General features: G+C 66.6%; 10 protein-coding genes. 4 read left to right on the top strand and 6 right to left on the bottom strand.

All coding sequences use genetic code 11. The features are described from left to right. Nucleotides 1-99: 99 nt before the first annotated feature. Nucleotides 100-1920, top strand: a complete 1821-nt coding sequence (locus tag M5J06_RS07210) for a phosphoenolpyruvate carboxykinase (GTP) (protein ID WP_250224311.1) — start codon at nt 100-102, stop codon at nt 1918-1920. A 55-nt stretch (nt 1921-1975) separates the two neighbouring features. Here the strand turns inward: M5J06_RS07210 and M5J06_RS07215 are convergent, their stop codons facing one another. After that, nucleotides 1976-2740: a class I SAM-dependent methyltransferase gene (locus M5J06_RS07215; protein WP_250224312.1), complete on the bottom strand. Its 765-nt coding sequence runs from the start codon at nt 2738-2740 to the stop codon at nt 1976-1978. A gap of 24 nt (nt 2741-2764) precedes the next feature. On the opposite strand from M5J06_RS07215, the gene M5J06_RS07220 reads away from it, so the two are divergent. After that, nucleotides 2765-3856 (top strand): glycosyltransferase family 4 protein, encoded by a 1092-nt coding sequence (locus tag M5J06_RS07220; RefSeq protein ID WP_250224313.1) that lies wholly within the window; start codon nt 2765-2767, stop codon nt 3854-3856. Here the strand turns inward: M5J06_RS07220 and M5J06_RS07225 are convergent. Beyond that, entirely contained in the window at nt 3780-5258 is a 1479-nt protein-coding gene (locus M5J06_RS07225) for an MmpA family trehalose lipid delivery protein (protein ID WP_250224314.1), read from the bottom strand. The two genes, M5J06_RS07220 and M5J06_RS07225, sit on opposite strands and share 77 nt — an antisense overlap. A gap of 12 nt (nt 5259-5270) precedes the next feature. Then, nucleotides 5271-6245 carry a PorA family protein gene (locus M5J06_RS07230; protein ID WP_250224315.1) on the bottom strand — a complete coding sequence of 325 codons (975 nt, stop codon included), beginning with the start codon at nt 6243-6245 and terminating at the stop codon, nt 5271-5273. A 53-nt stretch (nt 6246-6298) separates the two neighbouring features. Here M5J06_RS07230 and M5J06_RS07235 point away from each other — a divergent pair, with 53 nt between their 5' ends. After that, entirely contained in the window at nt 6299-7465 is a 1167-nt protein-coding gene (locus tag M5J06_RS07235) for an acyltransferase family protein (protein WP_250224316.1), read from the top strand. Between the two features lie 159 nt (nt 7466-7624). Here M5J06_RS07235 and M5J06_RS07240 read toward each other — a convergent pair whose 3' ends face one another. The 3 genes from M5J06_RS07240 to M5J06_RS07250 are packed head-to-tail and all read right to left on the bottom strand — an operon-like array spanning nt 7625 to nt 11608. After that, nucleotides 7625-10870 (bottom strand): alpha-(1->3)-arabinofuranosyltransferase domain-containing protein, encoded by a 3246-nt coding sequence (locus M5J06_RS07240; RefSeq protein WP_250224317.1) that lies wholly within the window; start codon nt 10868-10870, stop codon nt 7625-7627. A gap of 1 nt (nt 10871) precedes the next feature. Next, nucleotides 10872-11069, bottom strand: a complete 198-nt coding sequence (locus tag M5J06_RS07245) for a DUF2613 domain-containing protein (RefSeq protein ID WP_070531932.1) — start codon at nt 11067-11069, stop codon at nt 10872-10874. A 32-nt stretch (nt 11070-11101) separates the two neighbouring features. After that, nucleotides 11102-11608: a universal stress protein gene (locus M5J06_RS07250; protein WP_070525873.1), complete on the bottom strand. Its 507-nt coding sequence runs from the start codon at nt 11606-11608 to the stop codon at nt 11102-11104. 58 nt (nt 11609-11666) lie between these two features. On the opposite strand from M5J06_RS07250, the gene M5J06_RS07255 reads away from it, so the two are divergent. After that, nucleotides 11667-12728, top strand: a complete 1062-nt coding sequence (locus M5J06_RS07255; protein ID WP_250224318.1) for a glycoside hydrolase family 3 N-terminal domain-containing protein — start codon at nt 11667-11669, stop codon at nt 12726-12728. Nucleotides 12729-12757 lie beyond the last annotated feature (29 nt).

Genomic DNA, 12757 nt, shown 5'->3' on the forward strand with positions numbered 1-12757 from the left:
GTCATCACCAGTGTCCGTACTCTGGTTGGTGAAACGTCGTTGGGGGAACCTTCGGCGAAATAAAGCACCCTGGCCACACCGACCACAGGAGAATGTGAGATGACCGCAACTATTAAGGGCCTTGTAGGTGAACTGCCCACGAAGAACGAGAAGCTTATTTCGTGGATCAGTGAGAGCGTCGAGCTCTTCCAGCCGGAAGAGGTCGTCTTCGTAGACGGCTCCCAGGAGGAGGCTGACCGCCTCGCCGCCGAGCTAGTGGAAAAGGGCACCCTGATTAAGCTCAACGAGGAGAAGCACCCGAACTCCTACCTGGCTCGCTCGAATCCTTCGGATGTTGCCCGCGTGGAGTCCCGCACCTTCATCTGCACCGAGACTGCTGAGGACGCTGGCCCGACCAATAACTGGGCCCCGCCGGCAGCCATGAAGGAAGAGATGACCGAGGCCTTCCGCGGCTCCATGAAGGGCCGCACCATGTACGTCGTGCCGTTCTGCATGGGCCCGATTAGTGATCCGGACCCGAAGCTCGGCGTGCAGCTCACCGACTCGGCTTATGTTGTGCTCTCCATGCGCATTATGACCCGCATGGGCCAGCAGGCCCTGGACAAGATCGGGGACAATGGCGACTTTGTCCACGCTCTGCACTCCGTGGGCGCCCCGCTGGAGCCGGGCCAGGAGGATGTCGCCTGGCCGTGCAATGACAAGAAGTACATCACGCAGTTCCCGGAGACCAAGGAGATTTGGTCCTACGGTTCCGGCTACGGCGGAAACGCCATCCTGGCCAAGAAGTGCTACGCGCTGCGCATCGCTTCCGTCATGGCGAAGGAAGAGGGCTGGATGGCAGAGCACATGCTCATCCTGAAGCTCACCAACCCGGAGGGCAAGAAGTACCACATCGCGGCCGCCTTCCCGTCCGCCTGCGGTAAGACCAACCTGGCCATGATCACCCCGACCATCCCGGGCTGGAAGGCTGAGGTCGTGGGCGATGACATCGCCTGGATGAAGCTGCGCGAGGACGGCCTGTACGCCGTCAACCCGGAGAACGGCTTCTTCGGTGTGGCACCGGGTACTAACTACGATTCCAACCCGATTGCCATGAAGACGATGGAGCCGGGCAACACCCTGTTCACCAACGTCGCGCTGACCGACGACGGCGATGTCTGGTGGGAGGAAATGGGCGAGGCCCCAGAGCACCTCATCGATTGGCACGGCAACGACTGGACTCCGGCGTCGACGACCAAGGCTGCGCACCCGAACTCCCGCTACTGCGTGCCGATTACGCAGTGCCCCTCCGCTGCGCCGGAATTCGATGACTGGAAGGGCGTCAAGATTGACGCCATCCTCTTCGGCGGCCGCCGCGCGGATACCGTCCCGCTGGTGACCCAGGCCTTCGACTGGAACCACGGCACCATGATTGGCGCCCTGCTCTCCTCCGGTCAGACCGCTGCCGCTGAGGGCAAGGTTGGTGCCCTGCGCCACGACCCGATGGCCATGCTGCCGTTCATGGGCTACAACGCCGGTGACTACCTGCAGCACTGGGTAGATATGGGTGAAAAGGGCGGCGACCGTATGCCGGCCATCTTCCTGGTGAACTGGTTCCGCCGCGGTGAGGACCGCCGCTTCCTGTGGCCGGGCTTCGGCGAGAACTCCCGCGTTCTCAAGTGGATTGTGGACCGCATCGAGGGCAATGTCGACGCCGTTGAGACCGTCGTGGGCCACACCGCCCGCCCGGAGGATATCGACCTCACCGGTATCGACTTCGACATCGAGGACGTCCGCGAGGCGCTTGCCGTGAACCCGGCTGACTGGGCTGGCGACATGGAAGACAACAAGGAGTACCTGACCTTCTTGGGCTCCCGCGTTCCGTCTGAGGTGTGGGATCAGTTCACCGCGCTCAAGGAGCGCGTTGAGTCTGCCTCCTAATCTTCGCCGTTAAACGGATGCTCCCCTGCGGGGGAGCTTTCGTCGTTTTAGGGGCTTAAGCGCGCAGGACGAGGACCAGGTTGGAGGTAAGGAATTCGCGCAGCACCGGCACCTTGAGCACCCACCAGGCCCAGGCAGGGTGGTAGCGCGGGAAGGCCGCGAGGAACTCTGCGCCCTGTGGACTAGGCGGAGCCACGCTGCGCGCCCAGTCCAAGCCCTCGCGGGCGGAGAGCGCAAAGAGCGAGGTGCCGAAGACGTTCTTCGGCGGGTGGCCGTGGCGGCGGGTATAGCGGTCGCGGGCAAACTCGCCGCCCACGTAGTGCTCCCACAAGCCGGTTTCATGCCCGCCAAAAGGCCCCAGCCACACCGTGTAGCTCAAGACCACCAGCCCGCCGGGCTTGGTTACGCGCAGCATCTCTTCACCCATGTCCCACGGGTTGGGGATGTGCTCGGCCACGTTGGAGGAATACGTGATGTCGAAGGTGTCATCTGCGAAGGGCAAGCTAGTGCCGTCGCCGCGCACGGCTTGGGCCACCTCGATGCCGGCGGCGGCCATCTCGCCCACGTCCGGCTCCAGCCCGACATAGCTGGCCCCGCGCTGGGCAAAGGCCGAAGCGAAATAGCCGGGCCCGCCCCCGACGTCGAGCACGCGCGCGCCGGTGAGGGACAAAGAATGGTCGCGGGAGAGGGCGTCGACAAGCGCGGCGGTGTCCTCAGCCAGACCGCCATAAAAGATCGCGGGCGCTGACTGCTCAAAGCGGAAGGAGCGCAGCAGCCGCCAGGAGCGGCGCAGTGTGGCCAAGGCACGGGTGCGTTTCATAACCCACTAGGCTAAAGCATCGTCATGAAAATCCTTCTTTTGTGCTGGCGCGATTCCACCCACCCGCAAGGTGGCGGCTCCGAGCGCTACCTCGAGCGCGTCGGGGAATACCTCGCTGCCCAGGGCCACGAGGTGGTCTTCCGCACCGCGCGCCACATGAACGCCGCTAAGCGCGAGCGCCGCAACGGCGTGCTCTATTCGCGCGCCGGGGCCAAGTTCAGCGTGTATCCGCGCGCACTGTTGTCGATTTTATTGGGGCGCCGCGCTTTGCGCGGCGCTGACGTTGTGGTGGATACCCACAACGGCATCCCCTTCTTCGCGCGCCTGGCCACTCGCGCGCCCGTGGTGATCCTGACGCATCACTGTCACCGCGAGCAGTGGCCGGTGGCCGGGCCCGTGCTGGCGCGGCTGGGGTGGTTCCTGGAATCCCGCGTGGTGCCCGCGCTCTATCGCGAGAACACGTGGGTGACGGTCTCGGAGGCTTCGAAGCGCGACCTGGAGAAGCTGGGGATTCACGGCGCGCACATCATTGAGAATGGCGTGGACCCCCTGCCGTCGCACGTGCCTACCTTGGAGCGCGAGGCCGATATCCACCTGGTGACGCTGTCGCGCCTGGTGCCGCACAAGCAGATTGAGCATGCCATGGACACCGTGGCGCGGATTCCGGGCGCGCTTCTCGACGTCATCGGTTCCGGCTGGTGGGAATCCCACCTGCGCGAGTATGCGCGCGCCAACGGGGTGGAGGAGCGCGTGCGCTTCCGTGGTCAGGTGACGGAGGATTATAAGCATGCGCTGCTCGCTCGCGCTGATGTCCATCTCATGCCGTCTCGAAAAGAAGGCTGGGGTTTGGCAGTCATGGAGGCGGCCCAACATGGGGTGCCCACGGTGGGTTATGCGTTTGGCCTGCAAGACAGCGTTATCAACGGCAAGACCGGTGTGCTGGTGCAGCGCGAAGAAGAGTTCGCGCCGGCGGTGCGCACGCTTGTCGACGATCCGTCCCTCCGCCACCGTTTAGGCAACGCGGCGCACGAATTGGCGGCTACTTTTTCGTGGGAGAAAACCGGCGCGCGCTTCGAAGAACTGCTAGAAGCGGAAGTGCGCACCAGGCGGCGCTAAGCCCCCACGGGGCGGGTGCCGGTTGCGCGTTGGTGGTGGCGACGATGCGGCCGTCCTCGACGACCGCGCCCACACCGAGCTCCTCCAGCCGGTCGAGGTCGCGCGTGTTCCAGGCTTCGGTGGCCGTCAGGTAGCGCGGCGAAGGTTCGTCGACGGGCACGCCGTCGACGGTGAGCTCGCCGGAGTCGAGCTTGTTGGCGGCCTTGGAATAGGGGTCGAGGGCAATGCCGCCGTCAAGCGGCACCATGGCTGGGCGGTCGGCGAAGAAGGTCAGGCGGCCGTCGAGCTCTTCGACGAGCTGGCGGTCGATGCCCGTTTCGCGTGGGCGTAACACGGCGAGCTCCCGCGGTGCATCGGGGGCCTGCAGCAGGCAGGCGCACAGCGCGAGTGCTGCGGGAAGCTGGCGCAGGGACGCGATACCCGCCACGGCCAGCGGTAGGGCGAGCAAGGTGAGCTTGGAGGAATCACGCACAAGGCCCGCGCCGGGGATGTGCTCCACGGCGAAGGCGATGAGACCGGGGGCGAGTGCGCCGAGGATGGCCAGGCCCATGCCGAGAACCGCCAGGGCCGCGAGCGGGCGCAGCTCGCGCCGGGGAAGGCGGGCAGCGCCCAGGACAGCGAGGGCGGCGACGGCAAGTCCCGCCAGGGCGAAGCCCTGCTCGCGGGAAGCCGGTACTGCTGCGGCATTCCAGATGCCACCGAAGCCGAGCAGCGAGCCGACCGCACCCACGTAGGCCTCCGCGCGCGGGGCAAAGGCCGCGGCCTGGACGGCGGGGTCGCCGTGGGTGGTAGGCGAACCGGCCACGAGGCTTGGAACTAGCCACGGCAACCACAACAAAACTGAGCCGCCAGCGAAGAGCCATCTTCTTCGCCCTTCGCGCTCACAGACAACCGCGATGAGGCCCCCGAAGAGGCCGCCGGTGGGCGTCAAGGACGCGGCCCACAGCGCCAACCACGCCACGCGCGGGCGCGCATGGAGGCAACCCCACGCGATCACGGGCGCTAACCAGGCGGCGACCGCCAACGACCACTGGCCCTGCAAGAGGCGCTCGATGATAAAAGGATTGGCCACCGCGCACGCCATCGCCGCGGCTGCCGCCCACGGGCCGGACTCGCGCGCCCACCGGCCCGCCACCCACGCCGAGGCGCTCGCGGCAGCAAGGATGAAGACCCTGGCCAGCCACGCCCCGCCGAATAAGGCAAGTACCCCGTCCTGCGGTGCATTACGGGCGGGAAGGTCACCGGCGCCGAAGGCGGCGGCGCTCAGGGCTGGGCGGTCAAGCAGCACCATGTCGCGCCACAGGAACTCGCCGGGCAGCACGAAGGGCCAACACACTGCGAGAACGAGTGCCACGCCCCACGCGCAGAGGGCGATGCGCACCGCAAGGGATGCTCGGGACACAATCACGGGCGCCTACGCGCTCTGCGCTGCATGGCGGCGCATGAACATCGCGGCCGCCACCGCCAACAACGCCACGCCGATGGCCTTGCCCAGCCAGCCGATGAGGCTCAAGATCTTGACCGTGTCGATGACCCGGCGAACAGAGTCGAGGCGTTCGGTGCGGGTGGAATCGGACCAGGAGAGGGGGACGTCGAGAAGCGCACGCTCGTGTGTGTCATCGGCGTCGACCATGGCCTGGGCCTGGCGCGCGTCCGTGGCCCAGAAGATGCGCGGGTGCTCCTCCTCGTTGACGATGGTGCCGGTCGTGGGCTCCACCCACACCGTGCGGCTCACGGCGTAGAAAGGCTCGAGGATGACGTGTGATTTCGGCTTGAGGTCGTAGCGCTCTAGGGACTCCGCGGAGTAGAAATCGCCCGCAGGGCCGGAGCGGTGGGCTTCGAAGGCGAAGACCTCCCCGAGCGAGACTGGCGCGACATCCTGGTGGAAGACGTAGGTGGGGATGCCGTCGAGCTTCTCATCGCGCAGGAAATCGATGGGCTCCGTGTCCTGGGTCAGCGGATCGAAGAATGGATAGGAGCGCTGCTCCGCGCCGGAGGGGAAGAAGTAGCTGATACCGTCGCGCTCCACCCGGTCTTCTACCTGTACGTCGAAGGCGGGCAGCTCGATGTGTTGCGTCGTGTTCGGCCCCGCCACCGGGTAGGTAGATTCGCGGTTGAGCTGGGATTCCTCGGTGATGTGCGCGATGGTTTCGCCGTTGAAGGTGAGGTCCACGGTGGACTGCGCGCGGGCCACGGAATCCTTCATCGCGGGGGCGGTGGTGGTGTGGCGGGTGAACGTGGCTCCATCGTGCTCCGCGTGGATTTCTAGGTTGAGGTCCCTGGGCAGCGGGCGGGATTGGTTGTTGTACAGCGGCGGAAGGATGGACCCGAGTATGAGGAACACCGCGGCGGCAATCGTCACCTGCGCTAGGCGGGAGCGAAGGAACACGTCAGCTCCGATCGGTCGAGGGATTCACTGCAGAAATAGTATCGTAGTGGGCCATGCGCTTTCTCCCTGAGCTCGAAGGCGTGCGTGCGCTGGCGGCGTTGGCCGTTGTAGTCACGCACGTGTCCTTTCAGACGGCCACCGGCTGGGCCTGGGCTGAGCGCCTGGATTACGGGGTGGCGGTCTTCTTCGTCCTCAGCGGTTTCTTGTTGTGGCGCCGGCGGCACGCGCACACGGCGGGGCAGTACGTGCTCTCCCGCGTGGCGCGCTTGGCGCCGCTGTATGTGGTGTGTGTGGTGGTCGTGCTCGCCTTGCTTCCCGACGCTTCCCCCTTAACCCTCCCGCAAGTCATCACCAACCTGACTGGCACGCAGCTCTATATTGCCGATGGCCTGGTTCCCGGGTTAACGCAATTGTGGTCGCTGTGCGTGGAGTTCGCCTTCTATGCGGTGTTGCCGCTGTTGGCGTGGTTGTTGGATAGGTTTTCGGCGCGTTGGCGGGTGGTGCTGATTGCAGTTGCTGGTGTGCTGAGCCTGTTCTGGGGCTTCCTGCCATTTGTGGCCGGGTATGAATCCGGCGATGTCAATACGCAGATTTGGCCGCCGGCGTACTTTTCGTGGTTTGCGGTGGGAATGTTGGCCGCGGAGGCGGAGGCAGCTGGCGTGCGCCTGCGCACCGGGCGCGTTGTGCGGCCCGCTTGCTGGGCGGTGGCCGCGGGCTGCGTGTGGCTGGCCAGCCGTGAGTGGTTCGGCCCGCAGGGCTTGGTGCATCCAGAACCGGGTGAGTTTGCGCGGCGCATTGCGGCGGGGGCGGTGTGCGGGGCGTGCATCGTGGTGCCGGTGGCGCTGGCCCCGCAGGAAAGCTGGCTTTCTTCCGAGGTGATGCGAGCGCTGGGCCGCTGGTCTTATGGTGTTTTCATGTGGCACGTAGCGGTGCTGGCCATTGCCTTCCCGCTGTTGGGCGTGTCTGCTTTCTCCGGCTCTGCCGGGGATTTCGCGGTGGTGTTGGTCTTCACGGTGGTCGTTAGCTGTGTGCTTTCTGCTGCGACCTACGCGCTTGTCGAGGTCCCCGGCCGCGACCTCATCCGCTCCTTCGCCCGCGGCCGCATCACCATTCCGCGTTCGCTGCCGCGCCTCGCCGCCGATTCCGCGAGCTCTGGCGGTACCGGATCCCTTGCCAACGCCGCCGGTTTTACTGATTCCGCCGGTTCGGCGGGGCCGTAGACGGCACTTCACACATGGCATTTTCCAGAAGGCATTAGTCAAACGGTTTACTTGACCCCAAACAAACCTTTTACATCGCCGCAGATGGTTTCCCTGCCCCCAAAGACACCTTTTGACTAGTACCTTTTGAGGGAAACCATCTGGGGCGGGGCCGGGTACTTAGGACGTGCGGCGGGATGGGAGGCAGGCACACGTGATGGCCGCGGCGCAGAGCAGTTGCACGAGCAGCGAGTCGCCGGCGTAGCCGTCCGTGGGCCAGGGTGCGCGGGCGAGCATCGCGCCCGCGGCCAGGGTCAGCGCGCCCGCCAAGTAGTCGGAGCGCAACGTGGTCCAGCGGGTGATGGCCCACGCCGCGGCAGCGGCGGCAACACCGGGCAGGCCCGCGACGAGCGCCATCGTTGCCGCGATGAGCAGGGCTAGAAGGACACGCGCCGAGCTAGACGAGTGGGCAACACGGGCGGGCGAGAGCGTTTGGGAAGCAGCGGAGGCGGAAGCATAAGGCGAGGCGGGGGAAGCGGGGTGAGGGCGCGGACCGCGGGCCATGAGGAGCAGGCACAGCGCGGTGGTCAGCGCGGCGAGCGCGCCGCCGAGGCCCAAGCCGACGCGATAGGCGCGGTCGGCAGCAAAAGACATGTGGAAGGTGCCGCCGGCACCGGCGGGAATGAGGAAGGCCTGCGTGTCGGCATCGATGGAGCGCGGTTCGAGGGGCAGTGGTTCCGAGCTGGAGGCAGGCGTTGAGTCCGGCGCTGAGTCTTGTGCTGAACCTGGCGTCGAGACCGCAGCTGTGCTGGGGGAGCGCAGCTCGCCGCGCAGGCCTTCGTTGAAGGCACGGCCGGTGATGAGGAGGCGGTCGTGGTCGGCGGGCTCGATGGTCTCACCGGCAGCGAGCGGGGTATAGCCGTGGTCAGCACCGGATGTGGCGGCTGAGCCGGCGGAAGACCCGGCTGCGGCTGAAGAGCGGTCAGAGGAAGCGGGAAGGGGCGCGGGCAGGGAGGATGCGGTATCGGTCAGCGCCGCCCAGTCGCCGGTGGTGCGCAGGAGGTGCTGACCGGCGGGCAGGTTGAGGGTGGAGTTGGGGGCGTGGGGGGAGCCGTCGATAAGCACTGTCTTCTCACCGGAGACCCGCACCGTCATGTCGCGCGGGGTAGTAAAGGAGCGGATGAGGATGTGCTCGTTGTCCTGCTGGAAGAGGAACTGCTCGGCATCGGGCGAGGTATCGGGCACGGTGACGATGCGCCGCGGGGTGGGCTGATCCACGATGGAGGCCTCCGCAATTCCGGTGCGGTGCTGCGGCTCGATGCGGATGGTGGAGGCTTTCGCGCCGGGCACGCGGATATCGCGGGCGCGGTAGGCCTCCATGGTGACCGTCACCTTGGAGTCGCCGTTGTGGATGGTGACCTCAGTCGTGCCGGTGGTCATCAGCCGCAGCGTGGGCGAGGTCCACGTGGAATCGGAGTGCAGCTCCAGCCAACCGGAATCGCCGGGCGCGGGCCACCACGCGGTGGAGTTCTCGTCGTCGACGGCCGCTGTAAGAGAACGCGCCGGGTTCGCCCCGCCGAAGGCAGAAGCATCCGCGGCAGAGGAGGACGCGGTGACGCGACCATCGTGCTCCACCACCTGGGTCAGCGGGCCAGCGGAGGGGTAATCGCGCAGTCGATTGCGCACGGTGGAAGGGTCATCAGGGGCCAGCGGCGCGGAGACCGGGCCGGAAAGCGTGCCGTAGTTGCGGTCGCGCAGCGCAGGCGTATCGGTGACGATGTCCGCGTCGGAGGAGACGAGCTCGTGAGGGCCGGAGAGGAGCGCGAGCGACTCGCCGCCGCCCGCCACGCGCGGCGGATCCGCAGGCGCCAAGTTCATGGAGAGGTCGCGGTCGAAGACGACGACGTCGACCTCCCCGAAGGTGTGGACCTCGCCCGGAATATGGGTTGCAGAACCAGAAGTCAGGTCGTGGCGCACCGCAACTGCCCCGAACCCAAGGCGCTGCAACACCACGGGTGCGGTGGCAGGGTCGCGGGAAATCTGTGCCATCGCACCGTCCAGACCACGGATGGCCTCGGGCGGGATGAGGGGGACGGCGTCGCGGACGGCCCAGGGGACGTCGAGAAGCGGCTGCGCCGGCTCATCGCGCGTCCAGCCCCAGTCCTGCCGCGCAAAGGAGGCCGGTGGGTAGATGAGCACGCGCGTATCCAGGCTGTTCATGAAGGAGGCGGCCTCGTGCCAATAGGCCGGGACCTCCTCGTACGCGCCCTTGGGCAACAGCCTGCCTGTCCACGCGGGAGCAGTCGCACCCATCACCACGAGGCACACCAGAAGGCCCGCTGCTTCACGACGCCCCAAGTCCACCGAACGCGGCAGCCTCACCCTGGCAGCAATCGCGGCCACGCCGAGTACCAGTGGGATGCGCACCAGCGGGTCGAATTTATGCACGTTGCGCAGCGCGGCCAGCGGGCCATCGAGCGCGTCGAGGTACCACGCGGCATGCGTGCCCAGTACGGCCACGCCCACTAACAGCATGAAGGCCCACTCGCGCGGCAGCCGGGCCAGGCCCATAAGACCCAGGGCGGCCACGGCCACGGTGACAAGCACGAAGACCGGCTCGGTGGCCAGCTCGTTGCCGGCGACGCGCTCGGTATCCACAAACGGCGCCCAACTCGTGGTGCCGCGCAGGATTTCCGCCAGGTTGAGCCAGCGCGTGGTCACGCCGGCGGACTCGATGAATTCCGTAAAAGGCGGGGCATAGCGGCCCAGGATGAGCAGCGGGGTAATCCACCACGCGGACACTGCAGCGCATCCGGCCAACCACACCAGGCCGGCCTTGCCCGCGCGCCGCCACAGCAGAATCACACCCGCCGGCAGGCAGGCCGCTAGCGTGGCCGTGGCGTTGACCGCGCCCATGCAGGCCACCGCCACTACCGAGGGCGCGGCATCCCGCCAGCACAGCCGGCCCGGCCGCAGGAAGGGAAGCAGCACCCAGGGCGCGAGCATGACCGGCCAGGTCTCCGAGGAAATCGCACCCAGCGTGGTCAGCGTGCGCGGGGAGAGCGCATAGAGCAGACTGCCCATCAGCGCGGCATAGCCCGGCGCGGTGGGAAGCACTGTCCGGACAACGCGGAAGAAGCCCAGAAAGCCCACCGCTAAGACCAGGAACCACCACGCACGTTGCGCTATCCAATCCGGCAGTGGGTCCGCCAGCAGGAAAAACAAACCCTGCGGGAACAAGTAGCCATAGGCCTGGTTCTGCAACTGGCCCAGCGTGAAAGTATCGGTATAAGCATGCAGCGCGCAGCGCAAGAAATGCGCGGGGTTGGCCACCAGATCGTGCTTGGTATCAGCAGCGGTCAGCCCCCACGGCTGCACCAGAACCACGAGGGCTAAAAAGAAAAGCCCCCCGATACGTGCGCGCACGCTACTTGCGGGAGCCGTACTCCGGCCCGCCCATCACGGCGTCGGAGGCCTTGACGGAATTATCGTTCGGCACGGCATCTGCCTGCGAGAACTGCGCGATGCCCAGGATGGTCACGACCCCCAGCGCTACGCCAACGACCGCGCTGCCCAGGGCCGGGCCCAGGGTGCGCTTGTTGAGTGAATCGCTGTCGAATGCCATGGCGCCAGATTCTAGCAGCTCGATGCCGCCTTTTAGGAGTGGCTCTCCGCGGCGTCGTCGTCCTCTTCATCGTTCTCCGGCGGAACGATGAACACCGGCAGGCCCGCGTTGCGCACGATGTACTCCGCAGTGGAGTTATTCCACAGTGAGCGGAAGCCCGTGAGCGCGCGGGTTCCGGTGACGATGACGTCGATGTCGAGTTCGTGGGCGGCGTCAACAATCGCGCTCTGAATCGTCGTCACCGATTCCACCAGGTGGGCATGGCCGCGCAGGCCAAGAGACTCGGCCTTGGCAATACCGCGGTGGCAGATGGCGAGGGCCTCTTCATAGGCCGGGTCATCCTCCACGCTGTCCGGTGAGACCGTGGATTGGTGCAGCCCGGTGCGGCTGACCGCGCGGGCGGCCTGGCGTGCGGACGGCTCCCAGGCGGTGAGGATTTCGACGTCGGTGGGGCGCAGGAGCCGCGCGGCGTACTCGAGGGCGCGGTCGGCGCGGTCGGAGCCGTCATAGGCAATGAGCATGGTCTCTCCGTTATTCATGTGACCATCCTAACAACCGGTTGTTGCCCGCGCGGGTGCTTCAGGCACACTGGTGTGCATGAAAAAAGTAATGCCCGCCCTCCTGTTGAGCGCAACCTGCGCGCTGAGCGCGTGCAGTACGGAGCCTGAGCTTTCCGACGCCCCGCCTGCCGAATCCAGCGCCGCGGCCCCGAGCGCCGCGTCGGGTGACGCGACACCACAGGAAGCCGCGCCCGAGGATGTCCGCGCCCGTGCCGCCGCCAAGCTCATGCCGCCTGCGCTGAACTATGACGATGCGCGCGCGAAGCTGGAGGCCGGCGTGGGTGGACTCTTCATCCCGAGCTGGGCCGACCCGGAGCTGCTGAGCGATGGCCCGCGGGGAGTGAACGCCCTGCGCGAGGAGATGGGCCGCGACTTCGAGGTCTCCATCGACTTCGAGGGCGGGCGTGTGCAGCGCTTCTCCGAAATCTTGGGCGACTACCCCTCCCCGCAGGCCATGGCGGAAGGCCATAGCCCGGAGGAGGTCGAGGCCCTGGCCACGGAGATTGGACAGAGCCTGCGTTCCCACGGCGTGACGGTGGACTTCGCCCCCGTGCTCGATGTGGATGGGGGAGACCTGGAGGTCGTCGGCGACCGCGCCTTCTCCACCGACCCACAGGCCGCCGGCGAATATGGCGCGGCCTTTGCCCGCGGGTTGCAGGCCGCCGGCGTGAAGGCCGTGTTCAAGCACTTCCCGGGCCACGGGCGTGCCTCCGGGGACACACACCTGGGTGAGGCCGTTACCCCGCCGCTGGAAGAACTGTACGGACACGAGTTCGTGCCTTTCCACACGGCAATCCCGCAAGCCCCGGAAGCGGCCCTCATGATGGGCCACCTCGTGGTGCCTGGGTTAGGGGACGAGCCCGCCTCCCTCAACCCGCGGGCTTACCAGCTGGCCCGCGAGGAACTGGGTTTCGAGGGCACGATTTACACCGATGACCTGGGAGGGATGGCCTCCATCTCGGAGAACTTCAGCGTGCCGGAGGCCGTGGCCGCAGCCCTCACCGCCGGGGCCGATATGCCGCTGTGGTCCACCGACGATGACATCAACGCGGTCATCGACGCGGCCGCCGACGTGGTGGCCCAGCAAGAGGGCGACTAGTAAAAACTAGCTGGCAGCCGTTAATCTCG

The sequence above is a fragment of the Corynebacterium intestinale genome (genome assembly GCF_023574125.1).
Lineage (GTDB): Bacteria > Actinomycetota > Actinomycetes > Mycobacteriales > Mycobacteriaceae > Corynebacterium > Corynebacterium hesseae.

Bases quoted from the DNA above. Each gene is read 5' to 3' on its own strand.
- M5J06_RS07210 (WP_250224311.1), top strand. From the start codon at position 100: ATGACCGCAACTATTAAGGGCCTTGTAGGTGAACTGCCCACGAAGAAC.
- M5J06_RS07215 (WP_250224312.1), bottom strand. From the start codon at position 2,740: ATGAAACGCACCCGTGCCTTGGCCACACTGCGCCGCTCCTGGCGGCTG.
- M5J06_RS07220 (WP_250224313.1), top strand. From the start codon at position 2,765: ATGAAAATCCTTCTTTTGTGCTGGCGCGATTCCACCCACCCGCAAGGT.
- M5J06_RS07235 (WP_250224316.1), top strand. From the start codon at position 6,299: ATGCGCTTTCTCCCTGAGCTCGAAGGCGTGCGTGCGCTGGCGGCGTTG.
- M5J06_RS07245 (WP_070531932.1), bottom strand. From the start codon at position 11,069: ATGGCATTCGACAGCGATTCACTCAACAAGCGCACCCTGGGCCCGGCC.
- M5J06_RS07250 (WP_070525873.1), bottom strand. From the start codon at position 11,608: ATGAATAACGGAGAGACCATGCTCATTGCCTATGACGGCTCCGACCGC.
- M5J06_RS07255 (WP_250224318.1), top strand. From the start codon at position 11,667: ATGAAAAAAGTAATGCCCGCCCTCCTGTTGAGCGCAACCTGCGCGCTG.